Source organism: Sulfitobacter sp. CW3, assembly GCF_019392245.1.
In the GTDB taxonomy this organism is placed as follows: Bacteria; Pseudomonadota; Alphaproteobacteria; order Rhodobacterales; family Rhodobacteraceae; genus Sulfitobacter.
On the sequence record NZ_JAHXRL010000003.1, the window covers coordinates 198,565 to 223,270 of the forward strand.

At 55.8% G+C, this 24,706-nt stretch carries 25 protein-coding genes and 1 tRNA gene; 15 read left to right on the forward strand and 11 right to left on the reverse strand.

The window, feature by feature from the left end; translation table 11 throughout:
* Window positions 1-43: 43 nt before the first annotated feature.
* The 11 genes from KZZ06_RS07835 to KZZ06_RS07885 all read left to right on the forward strand — a co-directional run bounded on the left by KZZ06_RS07835 (window position 44) and on the right by KZZ06_RS07885 (window position 11,294).
* Window positions 44-1,060, forward strand: a complete 1,017-nt coding sequence (locus KZZ06_RS07835) for a DNA-directed RNA polymerase subunit alpha (protein WP_219579482.1) — start codon at window positions 44-46, stop codon at window positions 1,058-1,060.
* A gap of 135 nt (window positions 1,061-1,195) precedes the next feature.
* Entirely contained in the window at window positions 1,196-1,615 is a 420-nt protein-coding gene (gene rplQ, locus KZZ06_RS07840) for a 50S ribosomal protein L17 (protein ID WP_219579483.1), read from the forward strand.
* Between the two features lie 131 nt (window positions 1,616-1,746).
* Window positions 1,747-3,117: a trypsin-like peptidase domain-containing protein gene (locus tag KZZ06_RS07845; RefSeq protein WP_219579895.1), complete on the forward strand. Its 1,371-nt coding sequence runs from the start codon at window positions 1,747-1,749 to the stop codon at window positions 3,115-3,117.
* A gap of 3 nt (window positions 3,118-3,120) precedes the next feature.
* The gene (locus tag KZZ06_RS07850; RefSeq protein ID WP_219579484.1) at window positions 3,121-4,428 is read left to right on the forward strand and encodes a replication-associated recombination protein A; all 1,308 of its coding nucleotides are present in this window, start codon (window positions 3,121-3,123) and stop codon (window positions 4,426-4,428) included.
* A 31-nt stretch (window positions 4,429-4,459) separates the two neighbouring features.
* Complete coding sequence (gene crcB / locus KZZ06_RS07855) at window positions 4,460-4,840, forward strand: fluoride efflux transporter CrcB (protein ID WP_219579485.1); 381 nt, start codon at window positions 4,460-4,462, stop codon at window positions 4,838-4,840.
* Window positions 4,837-5,886, forward strand: a complete 1,050-nt coding sequence (locus KZZ06_RS07860; protein ID WP_219579486.1) for an RluA family pseudouridine synthase — start codon at window positions 4,837-4,839, stop codon at window positions 5,884-5,886. The genes crcB and KZZ06_RS07860 overlap by 4 nt, the downstream gene beginning before the upstream one ends.
* A gap of 73 nt (window positions 5,887-5,959) precedes the next feature.
* Complete coding sequence (locus KZZ06_RS07865; protein ID WP_219579487.1) at window positions 5,960-6,685, forward strand: ATP12 family chaperone protein; 726 nt, start codon at window positions 5,960-5,962, stop codon at window positions 6,683-6,685.
* Between the two features lie 173 nt (window positions 6,686-6,858).
* Window positions 6,859-7,875: an amino acid ABC transporter substrate-binding protein gene (locus KZZ06_RS07870; protein ID WP_219579488.1), complete on the forward strand. Its 1,017-nt coding sequence runs from the start codon at window positions 6,859-6,861 to the stop codon at window positions 7,873-7,875.
* Window positions 7,876-7,996: 121 nt separating this feature from the next.
* Window positions 7,997-9,211, forward strand: coding sequence for an amino acid ABC transporter permease (locus KZZ06_RS07875; protein ID WP_219579489.1), 1,215 nt, complete (start codon window positions 7,997-7,999; stop codon window positions 9,209-9,211).
* Between the two features lies 1 nt (window position 9,212).
* Window positions 9,213-10,508 carry an amino acid ABC transporter permease gene (locus KZZ06_RS07880; RefSeq protein ID WP_219579490.1) on the forward strand — a complete coding sequence of 432 codons (1,296 nt, stop codon included), beginning with the start codon at window positions 9,213-9,215 and terminating at the stop codon, window positions 10,506-10,508.
* A 15-nt stretch (window positions 10,509-10,523) separates the two neighbouring features.
* On the forward strand, window positions 10,524-11,294 hold the full coding sequence (locus KZZ06_RS07885) for an amino acid ABC transporter ATP-binding protein (RefSeq protein ID WP_219579491.1): 771 nt from the start codon (window positions 10,524-10,526) through the stop codon (window positions 11,292-11,294).
* Between the two features lie 30 nt (window positions 11,295-11,324).
* Here the strand turns inward: KZZ06_RS07885 and KZZ06_RS07890 are convergent, their stop codons facing one another.
* The 10 genes from KZZ06_RS07890 to rpmH all read right to left on the reverse strand — a co-directional run bounded on the left by KZZ06_RS07890 (window position 11,325) and on the right by rpmH (window position 19,493).
* Entirely contained in the window at window positions 11,325-11,822 is a 498-nt protein-coding gene (locus KZZ06_RS07890) for a histidine phosphatase family protein (protein ID WP_219579492.1), read from the reverse strand.
* Between the two features lies 1 nt (window position 11,823).
* Window positions 11,824-12,687, reverse strand: coding sequence for an acetylglutamate kinase (argB, locus tag KZZ06_RS07895; RefSeq protein WP_219579493.1), 864 nt, complete (start codon window positions 12,685-12,687; stop codon window positions 11,824-11,826).
* Window positions 12,688-12,716: 29 nt separating this feature from the next.
* On the reverse strand, window positions 12,717-13,367 hold the full coding sequence (yihA, locus tag KZZ06_RS07900) for a ribosome biogenesis GTP-binding protein YihA/YsxC (protein WP_219579494.1): 651 nt from the start codon (window positions 13,365-13,367) through the stop codon (window positions 12,717-12,719).
* Window positions 13,367-14,119 carry an MOSC domain-containing protein gene (locus KZZ06_RS07905; RefSeq protein ID WP_219579495.1) on the reverse strand — a complete coding sequence of 251 codons (753 nt, stop codon included), beginning with the start codon at window positions 14,117-14,119 and terminating at the stop codon, window positions 13,367-13,369. The genes yihA and KZZ06_RS07905 overlap by 1 nt, the downstream gene beginning before the upstream one ends.
* Window positions 14,119-15,960 (reverse strand): membrane protein insertase YidC, encoded by a 1,842-nt coding sequence (gene yidC / locus KZZ06_RS07910; RefSeq protein WP_219579496.1) that lies wholly within the window; start codon window positions 15,958-15,960, stop codon window positions 14,119-14,121. The genes KZZ06_RS07905 and yidC overlap by 1 nt, the downstream gene beginning before the upstream one ends.
* 115 nt (window positions 15,961-16,075) lie before the next feature.
* Complete coding sequence (locus KZZ06_RS07915; RefSeq protein WP_219579497.1) at window positions 16,076-17,623, reverse strand: bifunctional diguanylate cyclase/phosphodiesterase; 1,548 nt, start codon at window positions 17,621-17,623, stop codon at window positions 16,076-16,078.
* Between the two features lie 124 nt (window positions 17,624-17,747).
* Window positions 17,748-18,575: a tRNA 2-thiocytidine(32) synthetase TtcA gene (gene ttcA, locus KZZ06_RS07920; protein WP_219579498.1), complete on the reverse strand. Its 828-nt coding sequence runs from the start codon at window positions 18,573-18,575 to the stop codon at window positions 17,748-17,750.
* A 123-nt stretch (window positions 18,576-18,698) separates the two neighbouring features.
* Window positions 18,699-18,920 (reverse strand): membrane protein insertion efficiency factor YidD, encoded by a 222-nt coding sequence (gene yidD / locus KZZ06_RS07925; protein WP_219579499.1) that lies wholly within the window; start codon window positions 18,918-18,920, stop codon window positions 18,699-18,701.
* Window positions 18,917-19,312, reverse strand: coding sequence for a ribonuclease P protein component (rnpA, locus tag KZZ06_RS07930; protein ID WP_219579500.1), 396 nt, complete (start codon window positions 19,310-19,312; stop codon window positions 18,917-18,919). Before rnpA ends, yidD begins: the two co-directional genes overlap by 4 nt.
* Before the next feature lie 46 nt (window positions 19,313-19,358).
* Window positions 19,359-19,493, reverse strand: a complete 135-nt coding sequence (rpmH, locus tag KZZ06_RS07935; RefSeq protein ID WP_008228036.1) for a 50S ribosomal protein L34 — start codon at window positions 19,491-19,493, stop codon at window positions 19,359-19,361.
* A gap of 304 nt (window positions 19,494-19,797) precedes the next feature.
* Here rpmH and KZZ06_RS07940 point away from each other — a divergent pair, with 304 nt between their 5' ends.
* The 4 genes from KZZ06_RS07940 to KZZ06_RS07955 all read left to right on the forward strand — a co-directional run bounded on the left by KZZ06_RS07940 (window position 19,798) and on the right by KZZ06_RS07955 (window position 23,500).
* Window positions 19,798-20,532: a TVP38/TMEM64 family protein gene (locus KZZ06_RS07940; RefSeq protein ID WP_219579501.1), complete on the forward strand. Its 735-nt coding sequence runs from the start codon at window positions 19,798-19,800 to the stop codon at window positions 20,530-20,532.
* Entirely contained in the window at window positions 20,529-21,947 is a 1,419-nt protein-coding gene (locus KZZ06_RS07945) for an NAD(P)/FAD-dependent oxidoreductase (RefSeq protein WP_219579502.1), read from the forward strand. The genes KZZ06_RS07940 and KZZ06_RS07945 overlap by 4 nt, the downstream gene beginning before the upstream one ends.
* Before the next feature lie 12 nt (window positions 21,948-21,959).
* Window positions 21,960-23,345, forward strand: coding sequence for a HAMP domain-containing sensor histidine kinase (locus KZZ06_RS07950; protein ID WP_219579503.1), 1,386 nt, complete (start codon window positions 21,960-21,962; stop codon window positions 23,343-23,345).
* A gap of 78 nt (window positions 23,346-23,423) precedes the next feature.
* Window positions 23,424-23,500: transfer RNA gene (locus KZZ06_RS07955), tRNA-Arg, on the forward strand.
* Between the two features lie 328 nt (window positions 23,501-23,828).
* On the opposite strand, the gene KZZ06_RS07960 is transcribed toward KZZ06_RS07955, so the two are convergent.
* Entirely contained in the window at window positions 23,829-24,695 is an 867-nt protein-coding gene (locus KZZ06_RS07960; protein WP_219579504.1) for a MurR/RpiR family transcriptional regulator, read from the reverse strand.
* Window positions 24,696-24,706 lie beyond the last annotated feature (11 nt).

The following is a 24,706-nucleotide window of genomic DNA, read 5'->3' on the forward strand; positions in this document are numbered from 1 at the left end:
TCGCCGTTTGGACATGGGGCAAGAGACAAGAATGGAGGGACGTATGATCCACAAAAATTGGGCTGAATTGATTAAACCACAGCAGCTGGACGTGAAGCCGGGCAATGACCCAGCACGTCAGGCAACTGTGATCGCAGAACCGCTTGAGCGTGGTTTTGGTTTGACCATGGGCAACGCGCTGCGTCGCGTTCTGATGTCGTCGCTGCAAGGCGCGGCCATCACATCTGTACAAATTGACAATGTTTTGCACGAATTCTCCAGCGTTGCTGGTGTGCGTGAAGACGTTACCGACATCGTTTTGAACCTCAAGGGCGTTTCCTTGCGTATGGAAGTCGAAGGGCCAAAGCGCCTGTCGATTTCTGCAAAAGGCCCTGGCGTTGTTACCGCTGGCGACATTTCTGAAAGCGCCGGGATCGAGATCCTGAACCGCGATCACGTAATCTGCCACCTGGATGACGGTGCCGACGTGTACATGGAACTGACCGTAAATACGGGCAAGGGCTATGTTGCGGCGGACAAGAACAAGCCGGAAGACGCGCCAATCGGGTTGATCCCGATCGATGCGATCTATTCGCCAGTGAAAAAAGTGTCCTATGACGTGCAGCCGACCCGCGAAGGTCAGGTGCTGGATTATGACAAGCTGACGATGAAGGTTGAAACCGACGGTTCGATCACGCCAGACGATGCAGTCGCATTTGCGGCGCGCATTCTGCAAGACCAGCTGGGCATTTTCGTCAACTTCGACGAGCCTGAATCTGCGTCGCGTCAGGATGATGACGATGGTCTGGAATTCAACCCGCTGCTGCTTAAGAAAGTAGACGAGTTGGAACTGTCTGTTCGTTCCGCGAACTGCCTGAAGAACGACAATATCGTGTATATTGGCGATCTGATCCAGAAGACCGAAGCCGAAATGCTGCGTACACCGAACTTTGGCCGCAAGTCCTTGAACGAAATCAAGGAAGTGCTGTCGGGTATGGGTCTGCACCTTGGTATGGACGTCGAGGATTGGCCACCGGACAACATCGAAGACCTTGCCAAGAAGTTCGAGGATTCGTTCTAAGAATTCATGCGGTGGGGAGCGATCCCCACCACATGCAAGACTGGGCCAAGAGGGCCCCAAGGAGAGTTGGCGCTACGCACGCCAACCGGACAAAGCAAAACCGCCCGTAGAGGGCATATCGTTGGAGACTAGAAAATGCGTCACGCACGTGGTTACCGCCGCCTGAACCGTACTCATGAACACCGCAAAGCGCTGTTCGCGAACATGGCAGGCTCGCTCATCGAACATGAGCAAATCAAAACAACTTTGCCAAAAGCAAAAGAATTGAAGCCGATCATTGAAAAAATGATCACGCTTGCCAAGCGCGGCGATCTGCACGCGCGCCGTCAGGCAGCAAGCAAGCTGAAGCAGGACCAGTATGTCGCGAAATTGTTCGACATCCTTGGACCACGCTACAAAGACCGTCAGGGCGGCTATGTTCGCGTTCTGAAAGCGGGCTTCCGTTACGGCGACATGGCACCGATGGCCATCATCGAATTCGTAGATCGCGACCGCGACGCGAAGGGTGCAAACGACAAGGCACGCGTTGCGGCCTATGAAGTTGCAGAAGACTAAAGCCATCTGCTTTATCTAAGATTTTAAGGCCCCTGCTTCTGCAGGGGCTTTTTTTATGCCTTCGGCGAGGATTTTATTCCATTTGGAATATGGGTGTTGCGAAAGCACCTTGGGCTGCGCATATCTTGGGTATGAAATATATCCTTGTCCTGCTCGCCCTGATTTCACTGCCCGTTCATGCGCAGACTGTTCCGACCTCTGCGGTTCAAATGCAGCTTAGCTTTGCGCCTTTGGTGAAAGAGGCGGTGCCAGCTGTTGTGAACATCTATGCACGCACCATTGTGCCAAGCAGTCGCACGCCGCTGCAATCCGATCCGTTTTTCGAGCGGTTTTTTCAAAGCCCGGATGCGGGACTGCCGCGCGTTCAAAACTCGCTTGGGTCGGGCGTGATTTTGTCTGAGGACGGGATTGTGGTATCGAATTATCACGTGGTTGGTATGGCGACGGACATTCGTATTGTCCTTGCTGACCGGCGCGAATTCTCGGCCCGCGTGATGCTGAGCGATGCGGACAGTGATCTTGCGATCCTCAAGATTGATGATGTGGCAGACTTGCCGTTTCTGTCCTTGCGCGACAGTGACGGGGTTGAGGTCGGCGAGTTGGCTTTGGCCATCGGGAACCCGTTCGGCGTGGGCCAGACTGTCAGCAGCGGGATCGTATCTGGCCTTGCGCGGTCGGGTGGTATGAACGGCGGCGGGCAGGGGTATTTCATTCAGACGGATGCCCCCATCAATCCGGGCAATTCCGGCGGTGCGCTGATTGATATGCAGGGCGATCTGATCGGTATCAACACATCCATCCTGACCAGTTCGGGCGGATCAAACGGTATCGGTTTTGCCATCCCTGCCAATTTGGTCAGCGCGTTTATGGATCAGGCGCGCAGCGGTGCGACGCGTTTTGCGCGGCCTTGGGCCGGGTTAAGCGGGCAGGCGGTAGATGCCGATATGGCGGCACCGTTGGGCCTAGACCGGCCCGGCGGCATTATTCTATCGGGGCTGCATCCGGTCAGCCCGTTTTTGGCGGCGGGGTTTCGTGTCGGTGATGTGATCATCGCCGTCGATGGTCTGGATGTGCATTCCCCCGCCGAGATGATTTACCGGATGAGCGTTGCCGGTCTGGGCAAGCAAGCCGTGATTACGCGCCTGCGCGAGGGGGAGCAAACGGATCTGGTGGTACGGTTGATCGAGGCACCGGAAGAGCCGCCGCGCGAGACGGTCATCTTGGGTGATGAGGAATTGCTACCCGGTCTGGAACTGTCACGGATCAATCCTGCGGTCCTGTCCGAGCTGAACCTGTCGCTTGAAGTAGAGGGCGTCGCCGTGATGGATGTTGGGCCCTTTGGTATGCGCGTTGGTTTGCGTCCGGGCGACGTCATTCTGGGGGTTAACGGCCAGAATGTACAAAGCCCCGAGCAAGTACGCAAAGCATTCAGGGGCCAGCGGCAGGCCGAATTGTCCGTGCAGCGCGGCGGACAGCGATTGTCACTGCGGTTTCGGATCTAACCGGTGAGCGATCTATTTGGCAGCACCCAAACGATTGCGCAAGGGGGGCATCGCCCCCTTGCGGATCGGCTGCGCCCTAAAACGCTGGCCGAGGTGATCGGACAAAATCAGGTACTTGGCCCCGAGGCACCGCTGACGGTGATGCTGGAATCGGGTTCTTTGGGGTCGTTGATTTTTTGGGGCCCGCCGGGCGTTGGTAAGACAACGATCGCGCGGCTATTGGCCGATGAAACCGACCTGCATTTTGTCCAGATCAGTGCGATTTTCAGCGGTGTTCCCGAATTGCGCAAGGTGTTCGAGGCGGCCAAGATCAGGCGGCAAAACGGGCAGGGGACATTGCTGTTCGTCGACGAAATCCACCGTTTCAACAAGGCGCAGCAAGATGGTTTTCTTCCGCATATGGAGGACGGTACGATTTTGCTGGTGGGCGCGACTACGGAGAACCCGTCGTTCGAGCTGAACGCCGCTGTGTTGAGCCGTTCGCAGGTCTTGGTGTTAGAGCGTTTGCCGCACACCGATCTTGAGCGATTGGCAGCGCGGGCCGAAGCAGAACTGGGCCGCCCTTTGCCCTTGGACGCTGCGGCGCGGGAAAACCTGCTTGAGATGGCCGATGGTGACGGGCGTGCCTTGCTGAACCTGATCGAACAGGTCGCGGCGTGGAAGGTCGAAGGTGCCTTGGATGGCAAGGCGTTATCGGCACGGTTGATGCGTCGGGCCGCACAATACGACAAGGGCGGGGACGCACATTACAATCTGATCTCGGCGCTGCACAAATCGGTGCGCGGGTCCGATCCGGATGCGTCGCTATATTGGCTGGCGCGGATGCTTGAGGGCGGCGAAGACCCGCGGTATCTGATGCGCCGGATCACCCGTATGGCCGTCGAAGACATCGGGCTTGCCGATCCGCAAGCCCAGGCGATCTGCCTGCAATCGTGGGAAACCTACGAACGCTTGGGGTCGCCTGAGGGGGAGCTGGCGCTGGCCCAGGCTGTGACCTATCTGGCGTTGGCGCCGAAATCGAACGCGGCCTACGTGGCATACAAGGCCGCGCGGCGTGCAGCAAAGCAGACCGGGTCTGCTCCGCCGCCCAAACATATATTGAATGCCCCCACGGGAATGATGAAGGATCAGGGGTATGGCGCGGGCTATGCCTATGATCACGATGCGGAAGATGGGTTTTCTGGGCAGAACTACTTTCCTGACGGGATGGACCGGCCTCAACTCTATCAGCCCGTGGAACGCGGGTTTGAGCGCGACCTGAAAAAACGGTTGGATTATTTCGAAAAGCTGCGTGCGGCGCGCAAAACTTGACAATCCGCGCACAAAGCGTGACAGACCGCAGATGATTTCTACCCTGTTCTTTGTGGCCCTTGGTGGTGCTATCGGCGCGTCATTGCGATACCTTTGGGGTGTCGGGATTGTGCGTGCTTTTGGCATTCTGGATTTTCCGGTGGCTGTGTTGACGGTGAATATTCTGGGATCGTTCATTATGGGGCTGTTCATTGTGGTGGCCGCACAAAAGGGGCTGACCCATCTGAACCCGTTCATTGCGACGGGTATCTTGGGCGGCTTCACGACGCTCTCATCGTTTTCGCTGGAAACGGTAACACTGATCGAGCGCGGCCAGATCGCATCGGCAGGGATATATGTGGCACTGTCAGTCGGACTGTCGGTGCTAGGATTAATGCTGGGCCTGTTGATGGCCAGAGGAGTATTTGCATGAGCCGGGTTCAAAACCTGATCATTGAACAGGGCGACGGGGATCAGCGGTTGGACCGCTGGTTCAAACGTATGTTCCCGCTGATCAGTCAGGGGCGCATCGAAAAGATGTGCCGAAAGGGTGAAATTCGCGTCGATGGGGGGCGGGTCAAAGCGTCTACTCGGCTAGAGGTGGGGCAGGAAATTCGCATTCCGCCGCTGCCCGATACCGAGGCCCCGCCGCCACCAAAACGCACGCGGATTTCCGATGCGGATGCCAAATTCATCCGGTCATGCGTGATTTACCGTGACGATTATATCATCGCGCTGAACAAACCCCCCGGCTTGCCGGTGCAGGGCGGGTCAGGCCAATCTGATCGCCACGTTGATGCGTTGGCGGATGCGCTGATGTTCGATCTGGATGAAAAGCCACGACTGGTTCACCGTCTTGATAAAGACACCTCTGGTGTGTTGATCATGGCGCGGACACGGTCGATTGCGGCTGATCTGACATCGTCGTTCAGGCACCGCCAAACCCGCAAGATCTATTGGGCGGCGGTCGCCGGTGTTCCGCACCCCAAGAACGGCACGATCAAGTTCGGCTTGGTCAAGGCGTTCGGTCATGGGGCCCGCGGCGAAGGCGAAAAGATGTACTGCGTCCACCCCAAGGATATGGACACAACCGAAGGGGCCAAGCGCGCTACGACCGACTATGCGACATTGGCGCAAGCGGGCAATCGTACCTGTTGGGTTGCCCTGATTCCGGTGACGGGCCGCACGCACCAGCTGCGCGCGCATATGGCCGAGATCGGGCATCCTATTGTTGGCGATGGTAAATACGGCGGTTCTGGTCAGGAAAACATGGGCGACGGCTGGGGCGCGCAACTGGGCGGCGACATCTCGAAAAAGCTGCATTTGCATGCGCGGTCCCTGACGCTTGAGCATCCGGTGACCAAGGCGACGTTGAACCTGATTGCGCCAATGCCAGAGCATATGGTGCGCACGTGGAACACGTTCCAATGGTCGCCATCGGATGTACCCGCTGACCCATTCGAGGAAGACTGGGCGTAAGAGCAGCAGCGCACCTGATCAATCTACCCGATCAGGTGCCCGCAGTGCCGACCTAAATCTGGAGCATTGAAAAATGAGTGATTGGAAAGCCAAACGCTTTTGGAAAGAGGCAGATGTTGTCCCATGTGACGGGGGGCATTCGGTCGAGCTTGATGGTCGCCCGATCAAAACGCCGGCAAAGCAGTTGCTGGTGTTGCCCACCGCCAAAATGGCCGATGCAATTGCCGCTGAATGGCAGGCGCAGGACGGGGTGATCAATCCGCTTACTATGCCTTGCACAAAAACGGCCAATGCCGCGATCGACAAGGTTGCAATTCAGCACGCCGAGGTTGCAGATATGCTCGCCGCTTATGGCGATTGCGATCTGCTGTGTTATCGCGCGGACAGCCCGCAAGAGCTGGTTGACCGGCAAAGCGCCGCTTGGGACCCGATGCTTGACTGGGCAGAGGATGCCTTGGGCGCGAGGTTGCAGCCGCGCACGGGTATCATGCATGTGCCGCAAGACCCGGATGTGTTCGCTGGTCTGGTGCGCCGGACACATGCCTTGGATCACTTTGAACTGGCGGCATTCCACGACCTTGTCAGCCTCTCCGGGTCATTGGTTTTGGGCTTCGCCGCGGCGATGAATGCCCGCGATATGGAATCGCTTTGGTACATGTCGCGCCTGGATGAGATCTGGCAGGCCGAATTATGGGGAAAAGACGACGATGCCGAGGCCCTCGCTGCAGCCAAAAAGGGCAGTTTTCTTCACGCAAAGTTGATGTTTGACCTGAGTAACAGCGACGAGCTGGTAAACTAGGCAATTGCCGTTTGGTCGAGGCTGTTTTTTAGGCATATAGCCTTGACGCGCTGGCATAAATTCGCCCAAACTCAGAACCACTAATGGGATCAATCCATTAAAATGGCCTCCGACCCAAAAAAGGTGTCGGATAAACCGCCCATGAACGTGGCGGAATTCAGGAAGAGGTAACTATGAATAAATCCGTATTTTTCGGTGCGCTGACAGTTGCTGGCGTTCTCGCCGGTGCGTCTGCTGCCGCAACACTTGACGACGTGAAAGCGCGCGGCAAGCTGAACTGTGGTGTAACAACTGGTCTCGTCGGCTTTGCCGCACCAAACGCCAATGGCGAATGGGAAGGTTTTGACGTTGCGGTATGTCGCGCTGTCGCAGCCGCCGTTTTCGGTGATCCAACAGCCGTTGAATTCATTCCTACAACCGGCAAAACACGCTTTACTGCGCTTGCCTCGGGCGAGATCGACTTTCTCGCGCGTAACACAACATGGACGTTCTCCCGCGATGTCGACCTGAAGTTCGACTTCATCGGTGTGAACTACTATGACGGCCAAGGCTTCATGGTTCCAAAATCCTTGGGCGTTTCTTCCGCCAAGGATCTGGATGGCGCGACTGTCTGCATTCAGACCGGTACAACAACCGAACTGAACCTTGCTGACTTCTTCCGCTCCAACAACATCTCGTATGAGCCCGTGCCAATCGAGACAAACGCCGAAGGCCAGCAGCAGTACCTTGCCGGTGCATGTGACACCTACACAACTGACGCATCCGGCCTGGCATCTACACGTGCCACATTCGAGACACCTGGCGACCACATCATCCTGCCAGAAATCATCTCGAAAGAGCCGTTGGGCCCGCTGGTTCGTCACGGCGACAACGACTGGGGCGACGTAACACGTTGGGTTCTGTACGCTCTGATCGCAGCTGAAGAACTGGGTGTTACATCGGCAAACGTCGAAGAAATGTCCATGAACACAACCAACCCCGAAGTTGCCCGTCTGTTGGGTTCCGAAGGTACGTTGGGTGAAATGCTGGGTCTGGACGCCGCATGGGCCAAGAACGCAATCGCGTCTCAAGGCAACTACGGTGAAATCTTTGCCAAGAACATCGGCGAAGAAACACCAATCGGTCTGGCCCGTGGCCTGAACGCTCAGTGGACAGATGGCGGCCTGATGTACGCGCCTCCTTTCCGCTAAGAACTTTGTCAAAGGGCGTGGATTTTTCCACGCCCTTTGCGCCTTCCAAGACAAAAAAACAAAACCGGCCAGCGATATCGAATGATGCGCATGAATGGATCCGGAACACAGGGATAATCTGATGACGACAATGTCCGACCCTCAACAGGGCTCGTTCCGGCTGTCGATGTTGCTAAACGACACCCGCTATAGATCCTACACATTCCAATTTATTGCTTTGATGCTGTTGATTGCGTTGATGGCCTTTTTGGGTGTCAATCTGATGCGCAACCTCGCCGAAGCAGGCCTGAATATCTCGTATGATTTCTTGGGCGTTCCGGCGGGTTACGACATCAACCAAACGTTGATCGACTATAACAGCCAATCGTCGAACCTGCGGGCGGCAATGGTTGGCATCATCAACACGTTGCTGGTTGCGTTTCTGGCCTGTCTGACGGCGACTGTGATCGGCGTGATCGCCGGCGTTGCGCGCCTGTCGCAAAACTGGCTCGTATCCAAGCTGATGTCCGTTTACGTCGAGATTTTTCGCAACATCCCCGTGCTGATCTGGATCTTGATGATCTATACGTTGATGACGGCGGTCCTGCCTGCGCCCAACGCGTTCCGCGGTGACAATGCTACGTCCAGCATGTTGTTTGATGCCTTCGCCTTTACCAACCGTGGGGTCTATATCCCTGCGCCAGTTTGGGGCCCGGGATCGATGATGGTCGTTGCGACCTTCCTTTTGTCGATTGTTGCGGTGTTTTTCTACCGTCGCTATGCCGTCAAACTATTGTTTGAAACCGGTAAGCTGTTGCCGACAGGCTGGCCGACACTGGCGATCCTGATCGTACCTACCATTTTGATGTTCTTCGTGATGGGGAGCCCGGTTGGGTTGGACCTGCCCGAGCTTAAAGGCTTTAACTTTCGCGGCGGTATCCAAATTGGCGCACCGTTGATCGCACTTTGGCTGGCGTTGTCGGTTTATACAGGTGCCTTTATTGCGGAAAACGTGCGGGCAGGGATTCAAGCAATTCCAAAAGGCCAAACCGAGGCTGCTGCATCGCTGGGCCTGCGCCCCAAGCGTGTAATGAACTTGGTTATCTTGCCACAAGCGTTGCGCGTGATCATCCCGCCGCTGATTTCACAATATCTGAACATCACCAAAAACTCGTCTCTTGCGATTGCTGTTGGCTATGCTGATATCACGGCGACGCTGGGCGGGATCACCTTGAACCAGACGGGCCGCGCCATCGAGTGTGTGCTGTTGCTGATGCTGTTCTATCTCACGATCTCTCTTTCGATCTCGGCGATCATGAACGTCTACAATAACAACGTCAGCCTGAAGGAGCGGTAATATGTCAGATACACATGCCCAAACCGTTACCTATGTCCGCGATACGATGCTGCCTCAGGCTGCACCGCCATCGACGGCACAAGGCCCGGTCAAATGGCTCCGCGAAAGCCTTTTTTCGTCGATCCCGTACACGATCCTGACCATCGCAGCGCTTTACGTGATCTACGTGCTGCTTTCCGGTTTCCTACCTTGGTTGCTGGGCGGCGTCTGGACGACGGCCAACATCCGTGAATGCCGCGAAGTGTTGGACGGCGGGGCGGGGGGCTGTTTCTCGGTTCTGTCCGAGCGTTGGAACCAGCTGTTGTTCGGTATTTCATACCCCCAAGACGGGTATTGGCGCCCGACATTGGCCTTTGTGCTGCTCTTCGTTGCGGTCGCTCCGGTCTTGTTTTCGTCGCTGCCGCGCCAGTTGCTGATCGTGACCGCGCTGTACCCTTTCATCGCCTTTTGGTTGATCTGGGGTGGTTCGCTATTGGTGCCGCTTTCGGCGTTGGCCAGCATTGGCATCGGCTATTTCGTCTATAGCAAACTGGTAAAGACAAGCTTTGCAGCCGGATTGGCGGGTGGCGTCGTTGCCGCAGCGGTGATCTGGTTTGTCTTAAGCTTCATCACACCCAGTTTGTCAGGCGTTCTTGCGCTTGAGGAAGTGGTTTCGCGGAACATGGGTGGCTTTATGCTGAACATGATCCTCGGGGTGATCTGCGTGTCCCTATCGCTGCCTTTGGGTATCGTGCTGGCGCTTGGCCGCCAGTCGAGCCTGCCAATCATCAAGATGATCTGCGTGGTCTTTATCGAATTCATCCGCGGCGTGCCGTTGATCACCTTGCTGTTCGTGGCGAACGTGGTCCTGGCGTATTTCTTGCCGCCGGGAACAAGCTTTGACCTGATCTTGCGCGTGATCATCATGATCACAATGTTCGCATCAGCCTATATCGCCGAAGTTATCCGTGGCGGTCTGGCAGCGTTGCCGCGCGGCCAGTACGAGGGTGCCGAAAGCCTTGGCCTTGATTACGCACAATCCATGCGTTTGATCATCCTGCCTCAGGCGTTGAAGATCTCGATCCCGGGTATCGTTAACGTCGCCGTGGGTCTGTTCAAAGACACCACGCTGGTATCGATCATTTCGATGTTTGATCTGGTGGGCATGATCCGTGGTCCGATCCTCGCCTCGACGGATTGGAACGGCGTTTATTGGGAATTGTGGGGCTTTGCCGCCCTTCTGTTCTTCATCGTTTGCTACGGCATCTCGCAATATTCACAATGGCTGGAACGTCAACTCCAGACCGACCACCATTAAGGAAAGGCTGTTATTATGGCTGAACAAGCAAAAGCACTACAGGTCTCGGACGAGGTCGCCATTAGCATTCAAGGCATGAACAAGTGGTACGGCACTTTTCACGTGTTGCGCGATATTGATCTGACCGTTTACCGTGGCGAACGTATCGTGATTGCCGGCCCGTCCGGGTCGGGTAAATCGACGCTGATCCGTTGCATCAACGCATTGGAAGAGCACCAAAAAGGCCGCATCGAAGTGGATGGTACGGTCTTGTCTTCTGATGTGAAAAACATCGACAAGATCCGGTCAGAGGTTGGCATGTGTTTCCAGCACTTCAACCTGTTCCCGCATCTGACGATCCTTGAAAACTGCACGCTGGCCCCGATCTGGGTGCGTAAAACCCCCAAGAAAGAAGCCGAAGAAATCGCGATGCATTTCCTTGAGAAGGTTAAGATTCCGGATCAAGCGGACAAGTATCCCGGCCAGTTGTCCGGTGGCCAGCAGCAGCGTGTGGCGATTGCGCGCAGCTTGTGTATGCGCCCGCGCATCATGCTGTTTGATGAACCAACATCCGCGCTTGACCCCGAGATGATCAAAGAAGTCTTGGACACCATGGTCGAGCTTGCCGAAGAAGGCATGACCATGCTTTGCGTGACCCACGAGATGGGTTTTGCCCGTCAGGTCGCCAACCGCGTGATCTTTATGGATGAGGGTCAGATTGTTGAGCAGAACGAACCTGAAGAGTTCTTTAACAATCCACAAAGCCCACGGACCAAGCTGTTCCTCAGCCAGATCTTGGGTCACTAGAAATACCAGTGGGGCGGGGGAAACCTCGCCTTACTGCGACGCGGGTAAATCGCGGGGCACGACCATCTGGATCATCTTGCCCGTCCGCCATTTGACGTCCGCCCAATCCTTAACATCAAACGTCGCAACAAGCGTTGCACCCGTGGGATAGTGATCGATCCCGCCGTTCGTCGGCATTTCGATGATCATTTCGGCCATGATCCCGATGCCCGGATTATGGCCGACGATCAAAACCGTATCACCCGACGCTTCCCGCAGCTTGGCCAAGATACGCTCTGCTTCTGCAAGATACAGATCGCGCGTAAAATGCACCTCAGCGCCGGGGGCAAGCGCCAGACCATCCAACGTCTCGGCTGCACGTGTGGCGGTCGAACATAACACGGTATCGGGTGCTATCTCTTGCTGCCTGAGCCAATCACCAAGCGCTGTGGCACTGGTGCGGCCGCGTGTATTTAGCGGGCGATCATGGTCGGATGTCGCCCCCGACCAATCCGACTTTGCATGCCGCATCAGGACCAGACGTTTCATCTTAACCCTTGCGGATGATGCTGCCGGCACCGTGTTCGGTAAAGAGTTCCAGCAAACACGCGTTGGGGGCACGGCCATCAAGGATGACGGCGGCGCGTACGCCCCCTTCAATCGCGTTCAGGGCCGTTTCTGTCTTGGGGATCATACCGCCTGCAATGGTGCCGTCCGCGATCATCTCGCGAATTTGGGCCGCCGTCAGTTCGGTCAGAACCTCGCCATCGGCATTCTTGACACCTGCGACATCTGTCAACAGCAGCAGGCGATCCGCCTTAAGCGCCGCAGCAATGGCACCGGCTGCAGTGTCGCCATTGATGTTAAATGTCTCGCCGTTACGGCCCATACCCAAGGGCGCAATGACCGGAATAATGCCCTTGTCCGCCAGATCACGCAGAAGGCGGGGGTTAACCTCTGTAGGGGCCCCAACGAGGCCCAATTCGGGGTCTTCCTGGTCGCAGATGATCAATCCGCTGTCCTTGCCTGACACGCCTACACAGCGCCCGCCTTGGGCTGTTATGGCCTGTACGATACGTGCGTTGACGAGGCCGGACAAAACCATCTCGACGACTTCCATGGTCGCAGCATCGGTCACACGTTTGCCGTTAATAAATTCAGACTTGATATCAAGCCGCTTGAGCATGCTGTTGATCATCGGGCCACCGCCATGAATGATCACAGGGTTCACCCCTACCTGACGCATCAGGGCGACATCGCGCGCGAATTCTTCCATCGCTTCGTCGCTGCCCATGGCATGGCCGCCCAGCTTGATAACCACCGTGGCGTCGGCATAACGTTGAAGATAGGGCAAAGCCTGGCTAAGGGTTTGCGCTGTGGCGATCCAGTCGCGGTTCATCTCTTGTTTTCTCATTCTATGCCTAAGGTACCCAAGGGTGTCTTCTACTTTAACGTGCTGATAATCGCACGCAATGTGGGAATTCCCCAACCCTTTTCCGACGATGTCACGACGATTTCCGGATAGGCAGCGGGGTGTTTGGCGAGCGCAGCACGTACCTGATCAAGTATCTTGGCGCGCTCGGCTTCTTTCACTTTGTCAGCTTTGGTCAAAACGCATTGAAAGGTCACAGCGGAACTGTCCAACAGCGACATGATTTCATCATCTACTTTTTTGACCCCGTGGCGGGCATCGATCAAAACAAACGCCCGGCGCAGGGTTTGGCGGCCAGATAGATATTGTTTCAGCAAACGCTGCCATTTCTCGACCACAGGAAGGGGCGCATTCGCATAGCCATAGCCCGGCAAATCGACGAGGTAATGATCGTCGCCTGCGGTGAAAAAGTTAATTTCCTGAGTCCGCCCCGGTGTGTTCGAGGCACGCGCCAGTGCCTTCATCCCTGTCAACGCATTGATCAAGGTTGATTTACCCACGTTCGACCGCCCGGCAAAGCAGACCTCCATCCGGTCGGCGGGGGGCAAGCCGTCCATAGCGACGACACCTTTCACGAACTCGGTCTCGCCGGCGAACAACAGTCGGCCCTTTTCTGCGGTCAACGCATCGGGTTCTTCTGCGATATTAAATTGGATTTGCATCAGATTACCTCTGCTTTTGTGCCAAGCGCGATATCGCCTGATTTGATGACCTCAGCATAGACGCCAAAATTCTGATGTCCAAATGCGCTGTTCAAGATATCCAGCGTTGCTGTGTCGCGTTCGCCCGTTATCGGGTTCGTGTTGGTGACTGGGCATCGCTTGATGGACTCACAGATGCGCAATACGGCATCCCCGATTTTGACATCGCGACCGATCCAGCCGAATTCGGCCCAGGCTGCGATGTCATCCAACCAGATATTTCCGCGCCACCGTTCTTTGGTGATCTCAACCCCCAAAGCATCCGCAACAGCGTGATGCGAGGCGGTTTTCATGATCGAGATCGACGGATAGGCGCTGTCGGTCATGCCGCGGTCTGGCACCGCAACGATGGCCGTCGGTGCCGCACGGCTGGCGGGGCAAAGCGGGGCAACCCAGTCCAAGAAACGCGCCACGTCGGCAGCAACATCGGGCTGGATGGTCAACGGGGCAAGATCCTGATGCGTCAACGTAACTGCCCGTTCGGACGCGTCCAGCGTGGCCCAGATACCGACAAGGCCGGGGGTACGTGACCCGATCATAAAGTTGTGGCAGCTCGCCCATGCGGGTTGGTCTGCATCAAACTTGGTCGCCTCGTGGGTCACGGCCCAGACCCGATCCCACGGCATGGTCTGGCCCTGGGTCAGGTGCACCCGTTCAATTGCCTCGCGCCCATGGCTTTTTATCGGGTGCCGGTAAAGGGCGCGGACCTGCATTACTTTTTGCCTTTGGACGGCGCCTTAGAATCGTTGGCAGCTGCCTTGTTTTTGCGTTTCAGCCCGCTTGTGATGTTCCCAAGCAGATCCGGTTTATACCCTTGGCTGCGCATGATCAGGTACTGCTGCGTAAAGGTGATGGTGTTGTTCGCGATCCAGTAGACGACCAGACCCGACGCAAAACCACCAAGCATGAACATGAATACCCATGGCATCCAGGCAAAAATCATCTGTTGGGTTGGGTCTGTGGGGGCCGGGTTCAGCTTTTGCTGAAGGAACATCGAGATACCCAAGAGCAGCGGCAAAATACCGATAAAGACCAATGCCATGACCGAACCCGCATCGGGTGACGCCCAAGGCAGCAAACCGTAGAAGTTGAAGATCGACGTCGGATCGGGGGCGCTAAGATCTTGGAACGGACCAAAGAAAGGTGCGTGGCGCAGCTCGAGTGTGACAAAGATCACCTTGTATAGCGAGAAAAAGATCGGGATCTGCATCACGATGGGCAAACAGCCCGCGGCCGGGTTCACCTTTTCACGCTTGTACAGTTCCATCATGCCTTGCTGAAGCTTTTGACGGTCTTCGCCGGCGTCTTTCTTCAGTTTTTCCATCTGCGGCTGAAGCTCTTTCATCTTCGCCATCGAGACATATGATTTATAGGCAAGCGGGAACAACAACGCCTTGATCAGCAGGGTAAGTCCGATGATCGCAATGCCCATGTTCCCGATCAGCAGGTTCAAGTGGTGCAGGACCCAGAAAATTGGTTTGGTCAGGAAGAAGAACCAGCCCCAATCGATCGAGTCGATGAACTTGTAGACGCCCTTTGCTTCATACTCGCGCAGAATTTCCCATTCCTTGGCACCGGCAAACAATTGGGTGGTTACGGTCGCGGTCGTACCCGATGCAATCGTTTGGGTCGGCAACACGGCCTCGGTTTGGAAGATTTCGGTGTTAGGCAGATATTTCACGGTCAGACGAGACGCTTGCGCAGGGTCCGGAATAAGGTTGGTCATGAAATAGTGGCCGGTGAAACCGATCCAGCCGTTCGTGACGCCGTCGATGCGTTCGGATGGGACACCATTAATCGGGTCAAGATCAGGGATGTCGTCCCAACCGGTTTCAAGGAGTTCACCATTGTTCATGGCGACCATACCCTCGTGAAGAATAAAGAAGTTTTGTGCGTCAGACGGAATACCGTGCCGGGCAATGATCCCGTAAGGTGCCATCGTAACGGATGTTTCGGATGTGTTTTCAACGGATTGTTCGATGTTAAACATGTAGTTTTCATCGATGGAGATAACCCGAGAAAAGATCTGGCCTGCGCCATTGTCCCACGCCATCGTCACAGGGGTGTCGACGGTAAGGGTTTCACCTTCGATCAACGACCAAAGAGTGTTGGGGCCTGGTACCTGTTCAGGGGCGATACCCGCGCCAGCAGCCCAGCCATAAAGCGCGTAATATGCATCTTCAGTGCCGGCGGGCGACAAGAGCGTCACGATCGGTGCATCGTCGTCAATTGTGGTCCGGTAGTCCTTGAGCATCAAGTCGTCGACCCGGCCACCCAAAAGCGAGATAGATCCCGTCAGGCGTCCCGTTTCGACAGGAATGCGTGGCGCTTGTTCAAGGGCATCCGCGCGGGTTTCGGCGGGATTGGGGGACGTTGCCGTATCGGTGCCGGTTGGAACCGTCGCGATTGGCGCGGTTGCGTCCGCCGCGGTTATCGACGTGGGTTGGTCAACGGTGGGGGCGGTTTCCGGAGGTGGAAACATCACAAACCACCCAAGAATCACTATGAAACTGAGAACCGTCGCTATAATGAGATTCTTGTTCTGATCGTCCATATGACCGCCACCTGATGTCTATAATATCAGCGTGGGTTCAACAGAGTGCAGCGCCAAAGGTCAAGCGGATTCGGCCTTGCGCCTGTAGTATTGGGGTTGGTTTTCTGCTGCGGAACTAGGCTTTTCCACCCATAATCCTTGGAACATCATGCAGTTTGCCGTTGTGCGCTTCGATCCAGGCAATCGTTTGATCGACAGGCATCGGGTGTGCAATCCCGAAACCTTGGACATGGTCGCAGCCAAGCTGGGCAAGAATGACGTGTTCTCCGACGGTTTCGACCCCCTCTGCCAACGTCTCAACTCCGAGCCGTTCGGCCATGGTAAGGATGGCGCTGATCATGCGCTGTTGTTCGGGGTCCCGGTCCGCTTTCAGTACAAAGGAACGGTCGATTTTGATGCGGTTTACACCAAAGCGACGGATCGACGTGATCGAAGCATGGCCCGTGCCAAAGTCGTCCAGATCGATGCGGCAGCCCAACTCTCCCAGGGCATTGATATTCCGAGTTATCATATCATCGGGTGCGCTTGCGACGACCGTCTCTAGGACCTCTATCGCGAGCCTATCCGGTGTGAGGTCAAAACGGTCCAGTTCCCAGCTGATTTTCTTGATCAAAAGCGGATTGCTGAGTTCAGAGCCGGCAAAGTTCACGCCGATTTGTGGCACGTGCAATCCCGCCGCGTCCCAGCTTTGTACTGCTGCAAACGCGTGATACATCATCATCTCGGCAAGCCGCTCTGACAATTCTGCCTGTTCCAGCGCGGGCAGAAAATCTGACGGCAGCAGCATCCCGCGGGTGGGATGAGACCACCTTGCCAATGCCTCGAATCCGCTGATCTGTCCCGTTTCAGTCGATATTTGCGGCTGGAACCACGGCATAATCTGACCGTTTTCCAACGCTTGGGCGACTTCGTCAATCAGGGCCGCAGATTGACCCGTTGGCGGTATCATCCGGTCGGTAAAGGCCCGGATACCGGATGGCCCATGGCGGGTCGCCTCTTTCAGCGCGGTGAGCGCAGCCCCTAACCAGCCGTCACCAGTGCTGCTGGGGGATCGCGCGTGCTGGCAGAACCCAACAGAGACCGAGACGTAAATTGCTGTTCCATCAATTGAAATCGGGTCTTCCGAGGCGCGTTGCAACCGGGCCGCCATTTGGATGCACAGTTCAAGGTCAAGATGCCTTACGGGATCAAGGCAGACGGCAAAGGTCACGTCGTCGATTATCCCCACACTGTCTTTGTCACGAAGGGAGGAAATAAGACGTTCTGAAATTTCCGTTCGCACTTGATCGGCTGCTGATTTGCCAAAGCGGTTTTGCAGCTCGGTAAAATCCTCAATCTCGAATGAAAAAATCGCTGATTTCCAGCCGATTTCGGTCGCTTTTCGAGATACCTGATTGGCCAGGTCTTTGAATGCATCGGGCTGGAGAAGGCCGGTCACCCCTTCGCGTGCGAGCAGCAGTTGGTTGGTTGACCCGTAGAAGCTGCCCAAAAAAAGATAGATAATGGGGATGGCAACAGCGCAGATCAGCAGCGCCCCTTCACCCCCGAACCAATACGTAGACAGGCAAAGAGCGGGTAAAAACGCCAAAGCCGGCGGGCCGGTCATGATCGTTGAAATACTGCGTCCCAAGTGTAGAACTGTTGCCTGCAAACTGCGCGCCATCGTTAAACCCCCATCTGACGCGGCTTGCGCGTCGGTGGATCAGCACTAGGGGCTTGCTGGTATCTGTCAGGTTAATGTTCCTGTTTTCTTCCAGCCTGAATGAGTAAGATTAGACGAAATTCTGCTAGGTATTTCTGGTCAACGCAGCAAAATCGAACAGTTTTGGGTCCAAGAGGTGTGAGGGCCTGGCGTTCATCAGGGCCCGAAACATGACCTGTCGGCGTCCGGGGCTGTTTGCTTCCCAGCCGTCTAGAATCGCCTTGACCTGCTGGCGTTGCAGCCCATCTTGCGATCCGCATAGATCGCAAGGAATAATAGGGTAATTCATAGCGTTAGAGAATTTCTCGCAGTCGGCTTCGGCGACATGGGCGAGGGGCCGATACACAAAAACATCGCCTTCTTCATTCAACAATTTCGGCGGCATTGTCGCAAGGCGACCGCCGTGAAACAAATTCATGAAAAATGTCTCTAGAATGTCATCACGGTGATGACCCAACACAACCGCACTGCAGCCTTCCTCGCGGGCGATACGATACAAATGACCGCGGCGCAGACGGCTGCACAGCGCGCAAAATGTCCGACCCGCAGGTATTTTATCCATCACGATGGAATACGTGTCTTGATATTCGATGCGATGCGGAACGCCCATTTTTTCAAGGAATGCGGGTAAAACAGTCGCGGGAAAGTTTGGTTGGCCCTGATCCAGATTACAGGCAATAAGCTCAACCGGGAGCAATCCGCGCCACTTCAATTCGTAAAGAATCGCCAGCAAGGTATAGCTGTCCTTGCCGCCAGACATACAAACCAGCCACTTGGTCCCCGGTTCAATCATGCCATATTGTTCAATCGCCTCGCGCGTGTGCCGCACAAGCCGCTTGCGCAGTTTGCGAAATTCGGTGCTTTGGGGGGCACCGTAAAAAAGCGGGTGAATATCGTCAGGTTGATCCAGCATGGACTTGGCTTAGATCAACTGCATGCGCCGATCAAGCGGCGGTTTGACCGTGGGGCTTATCGGCGTAGGTTTTTTATTAGATAATGTAGCTGCAATCCGTGCGGGCCGCGCGCGCAATGAACGCTAGTCCGGGACGTTATCAATGCCGCTGCTGCCCCAAGGGTGGCAGCGTGCAATACGGCGCACGGCAAGCCAGCCGCCTTTGATGCCGCCGTGTTTGTTTAAAGCCTCAAGCGCGTAGGCGCTGCATGTCGGCTGATACCGGCAGTTTTTGCCAATCCACGGGCTGAAAACCAAACGGTAGATATGCACCGGAACAGCAAGAAGACGCGCAAATATGGTCATTTCGCTTTGCCGTGTAGGATATCAAGGGCTTTGATCAGATCGGCCTGCAACTGCGAAAAGGGAATGCTGGCTGTTGCACCTTGCCGCCCGACCAACACGTAATCCATCCCGTAGCGCCCGTGATCTGGCAAAGCCAAACGGGCAATTTCACGCAGACGGCGCTTGGCGCGGTTACGGGCAACGGCATTCCCGACCTTTTTAGAGCAGGTGAACCCAACGCGGACGCCCTCTGCTTCGTCTGGGGCGCGTTTTCGCATCTGCAGGATAAACCCCGGCATGGCGACGCGGGGCGATCTGGTGGCCCGTTGGAAATCCGGTCTGTTCTTAAGCGTTGTCAAACGCAAAGAAACCGCCGGATGCGTTTCCCTTGGGGTGGCTGCTGTGCCATCCATGGGTGCCTCCGACGGTGTCATATTTTGCAAAAACTGAAAGCGCGAATTACGCGCTCAGTTTGGCCCGGCCTTGTGCGCGGCGCGAGTTGATGATCTTACGGCCCGCTTTTGTTGCCATACGTGCACGAAAACCGTGGCGCCGCTTGCGCACAAGGTTTGAAGGTTGAAAGGTGCGTTTCATCGCTCCGGCTCCACTTAATACGTTAGATCAGCACCAGATTCGGCGCATCACTGTTAATTCAAGCCCTGCCTCTAAAGCTGCTGCGCCCGCAAGTCAAACCCTTGAGGCGGCTAATTTGGCGAAGCTGCAATAAAAACGGCGATTTTTACCGCTTGGTGTTTCAATCCGGTGTTATAACGCCGGTTTTCTGCAACATACAGGGCTTTGCGATCAAGCGCGCGTGAGGTCCCTATCTGATAGCGGCGTAGTGGCCCATCTATAGGGCAGGCGGCGACATTGGCCGAGATAAAGGGTGACCCGAGATATGGTAGAGCAAACAAACGACAAACCCGCATGGCTTGGATATCTGCCAATCGCTGTGATCGTCCTTGTGGCGGTCGTCGGTTTTTTCACCCTGCGCGATTACCTGAGCTTTGAAACGCTACGCGACAATCACGAGGCGCTGATTGCGTTTCGGGATTCTCATTACGTGCTGACTGTCATTGCGTTTATTGCGACCTATATCCTGATTGTGGGGTTTTCGTTGCCGGGGGCAGGGATCACCACAATCACCGGGGGGTTCCTGTTTGGCACCCTGTTTGGTGTGATTTTCAATGTGACAGGGGCCACCCTTGGGGCCGTTGTGATCTTTTTGGCGGCGCGTATGGGTTTTGGCGAAAAGCTGAAGGCGCGCATGGATGCGTCAGAGGGTATGGTGCGCAAAATTAAAGACGGGATCGATAATAACCAGTGGTCAATGTTGTTCTTTATCCGGTTGGTACCTGCGGTGCCGTTTTTCGTGGCCAATTTGATACCGGCATTTCTGGGCGTGATGCTGTACCGTTTCGTGATCTCGACATTCTTGGGAATTATCCCCGGATCGTTGGTCTATACGTCGGTCGGTGCGGGGTTAGGCGCAGTGTTTGCCCGTGGTGAGACACCGAATTTCGGCATCATATTCGAGCCATATATATTGCTACCCATCCTCGGCCTCTGCGCCCTGTCACTTCTTCCCGTCGTACTGAAAGCCGTCACCGGCAAAAAGGAACTGCTGAAATGAACCGTATTAAAACCGACCTTTTAATCATTGGCGCAGGCTCTGGCGGGCTGTCTGTCGCTGCGGGTGCCGCGCAGATGGGGGCGGATGTTGTCCTACTTGAGGGGCATAAGATGGGTGGTGATTGCCTGAACTACGGGTGCGTGCCGTCAAAAGCGTTGATCGCGACGGGCAAGGCGGCATATGGCCAGCGCCATTCGGAACAGTTTGGCGTCGCAAACGCAGCGGGTGATGTGGATTATGCCGCAGCCAAAGATCACGTGGCCGATGTAATTGCACAGATTGCCCCGGTGGATAGCCAAGAACGATTCGAGGGGTTCGGGATCAACGTGATCCGCGAATTCGGGCGCTTTATCTCGAAGGACGAGGTGCAGGCGGGGGACACGATCATCAAGGCGCGCCGTATCGTTATTGCGACGGGATCGTCCCCCTTGGTGCCGCCGATTCCCGGGTTGGACAAAACCCCGTACGAGACGAATGAAACCCTGTTCGAACTGCGCGAAAAACCCGATCATCTGCTGATTATTGGCGGCGGCCCTATCGGGATGGAAATGGCCCAGGCGCATATCCGTATGGGTTGCCAAGTGACTGTGATCGAAGGCCGCAAGGCGCTGGCCAAGGACGACCCCGAAACGGCTGCAATCGTGCTGCAATCGCTAAAAAACGAGGGCGTCGAGATTGCAGAAGATGCCGAGGCCGCCGAAATCAGCGGCGATGTCGGTGCGATTGAGGTCAAAGCCAAGGATGGTCGGGTGTTCAAGGGCTCGCATCTGCTGGTCGCCGTCGGGCGCAAGACGAATACGGCCAAGCTGGACCTGGACAAAGCCGGGATCGAGCCCACCAAGAACGGTATCAAGGTGGATGCATCCCTGCGCACGACGAATCGCAAAGTGTATGCGATTGGGGATGTGGCAGGCGGGATGCAGTTCACCCATGTCGCGGGATATCACGCGGGTGTTGTGATCAGATCGCTGATGTTTGCGATCCCGTCCAAGGCGAAAACTGCGCATATCCCCTGGGCGACATATACGGATCCCGAATTGTCGCAGGTCGGTCTGACCGAGGCACAAGCCAAGGATGAACACGGCGATAAGGTCGAGGTGGTCCGCTTTCATTACAATCACAATGACCGCGCGATTGCAGAGCGTAAAACCAAGGGGTTTATCAAGGTGATGGTGGTCAAAGGACGCCCCGTTGGCGTCAGTATTGTCGGGTATCAGGCGGGCGAGCTGATCAACCTGTGGGCATTGGCGCTGGCAAATAACATGAAAATGAGCCAGATTGCCGGCATGGTTGCGCCTTATCCTACGATTGGCGAAGTCAACAAACGCGCGGCAGGGGCCTATTTCTCGCCGCGGCTGTTTGAAAGCGATCTGGTCAAAACCGTCGTGCGATTGGTGCAACGGTTCATCCTCTAGGGCACGCCGCGCATGTTGAAATCCTTTTCAGGCCGACTGCTTATTTTGACCACCATCTTTGTGATGTTGGCCGAGGTTCTGATTTTTGTCCCGACCATCGCGCGTTTCCGCGAAGAATATCTGATGAACCGGCTTGAACGGGCGCAGATTGCGTCATTGACGCTGTTGGCGAATGACATGATCGATCCGGCGCTCGAGGCTGAATTGCTAAGAACAGCCGAGGTGTTCAACGTGGTGTTGCGGCGTGATGAGGTACGGCAACTGGTGCTGTCATCGCCCATGCCGCAGTCAATTATGAACACCTATGATCTGCGCGATTCGACGGCGCTGATGCTGATCAAAGACGCATTCATGCAGTTGGCCGATACGCGGGACGGGGTGATCCGGGTGATCGGGGCACCGGTGCAGGATGCAGGGTCTTCGATTGAAATCACCATGCAAACCGTGCCGTTGCGCGACGCGATGATTGATTACGGCATTCGGATTTTGCTGTTGTCTGCCGTGATCTCGATCATCACCGCGTCATTGTTGTTTGTTGCTTTGCGCGCCTTGTTGTTGAAGCCGATCAAAGGCGTGGTTGGCCATATGCAAAACTATGCGCGGGCCCCAGAAGACGCGCGCCGCATTATCACGCCCTCGGCCGGTGTGACCGAAGTGCGCGAGGCAGAAGAAGCTTTGATGAAGCTTGAGACAGATCTGACCCAAGCCCTGCGCCAGAAAGAACGGTTGGCGCAGCTTGGGCAGGCGGTTAGTAAAATCAGCCATGATTTACGCAACATCCTAACCACGGCGCAGCTGTTCACCGACCGTATCGAGATGTCAGAAGACCCTAGTGTGAAACGGATGGCACCCAAGCTGGTCAGTTCGATCACCCGGGCCGTGCATCTGTGCGAATCGACGCTGGCCTTTGGCAAGGCCGAAGAACCCAGCCCGACACTGACTGTCACCGCGTTGGATCACATCATTCAGGACGTCGTGGACAGCGAGCGACTTGCTGCGGATGGGGCTGATATCAAATTTGTGCTGGATGTACCTGCGGACCTGAAAGTGCGTGCCGATCCCGAACAGTTGTTTCGTGTGCTGTCTAATCTGGCGCGCAATGCACGTCAGGCAATTGCCGCCACAGGGCAGGGCGGGCAGATTCGGTTAACAGCGACAGATCAGCCCAAACATTGGGTGATCGAGGTGCAAGATGACGGGCCAGGCCTGCCTGCAAAGGCCCGCGAGCATCTGTTCACAGCCTTTCGTGGCGGCGCGCGCAAGGGCGGCTCTGGCCTTGGCCTAGCGATTGCTGCCGAATTGGTGCGCGGACATGGTGGTACGCTTGAGTTAACGGAAACAGGCGCGTCCGGGACAGTTTTCCGGATATTGCTGCCCAAAGGCGACGGTACTTTTTAGGTCAATTGCAGGAAATTGCAGTTCAGGCCAAACAAGGGGTTGCAAAGCTCAGCGCCCAGAACTAAACCGCGCCGTAGTGCACCCGTAGCTCAGCTGGATAGAGTACCTGACTACGAATCAGGGGGTCAGAGGTTCGAATCCTCTCGGGTGCACCATTACTCTCTCAGACATATCCAGCACGGTCAGGCTATCGTCGTAGCATGTGCCGAAAATGAGAATCGTAGCAAAGCTGCCGTTCGTGTCGTTAGCAACCGATGACCGCTTGCGGGTCTAGCGTTGCCGGTTTTGCGTTCAGACAACCGTCCCAAAAATGACGACGCCGCCGATGACAAAGCGGCAGGCAATGCGTTGATTGCGCAGGGGGAGCAGACGCAAAAACACGGCACCGTATCGACCAAAGATATCTAGGTTTCCGGTCCGAGGTACCGCTTCAAACCCGGTCAGGGTTCATCGAACATGACAACGGCCCATTGCGCGACGCTATCAGTTGCCGCGAAATATCCGCGATTCGCCGATCATCTGTTCAAGGGCCGCGATGCGTTCAGCGCTTTGATCGGAACTGCGCGACTGGACTTCGGCAACCAGCGCTTCGATCAGGAAATTGATCGCAAGGGTCGAATCCCAGCTAGAGGGGACCTCGACCATTGACCGGAAACAGAACCGCGCGTGTTTCTCGATGGGCGATCCCCACGCGTCGGTGAATAGTACGATGCTGGCCCCCTGTTTCACGGCAAGGTTGGCCAGTTTTTCCAGCTCTTTCTCGTAGCGGCGAATGTCAAAGATCACCAAAACAGCGCCGGCATCCATGTCCAGCAAGGATTGCGGCCAAACGCTTGGCGACGAATCCAGCAGCGTCACCTGAGGGCGGATGATTTGCAGGTGGTTGAAAAAGTAATGCGCATTGGACCGTGTGATACGTCCGCCCAGCAAATAAAGGCGATGCGCGGGGTCGGACAGCAGCTCGGCGACTTGGTTGAACTCGGCCAGATCAAGCCGGTCTAGGGTGCGGTTGATGTTGTCAGACACCGCTTCGATAAAGCGCGACACGATATGATCGCGGCTGTCAGACGGGGGCGCGGCCTCCAGCTTGGCAAGCGGTTGTTTCATCCGTGCGCCGATTTCCTCGCGGATGGCGTCTTGCATATCCGAGAAACCGTCGAACCCCAGTTTGCGTGCCAATCGGATGATCGTGGGCGATGACACCTCGGCGCATTCGGCCAACCGGTTGATGGATTGCAGTCCGGTCAACAAGGAATCGTCGAGTAGAACAGCCGATAATTTACGCTCCGCTGCGGTAAGCTCTGTCTGCTTCTCTTTTAGCAAATCGCGGACGAGTGCTTTTTTGTGCAATAGCTGTTCCT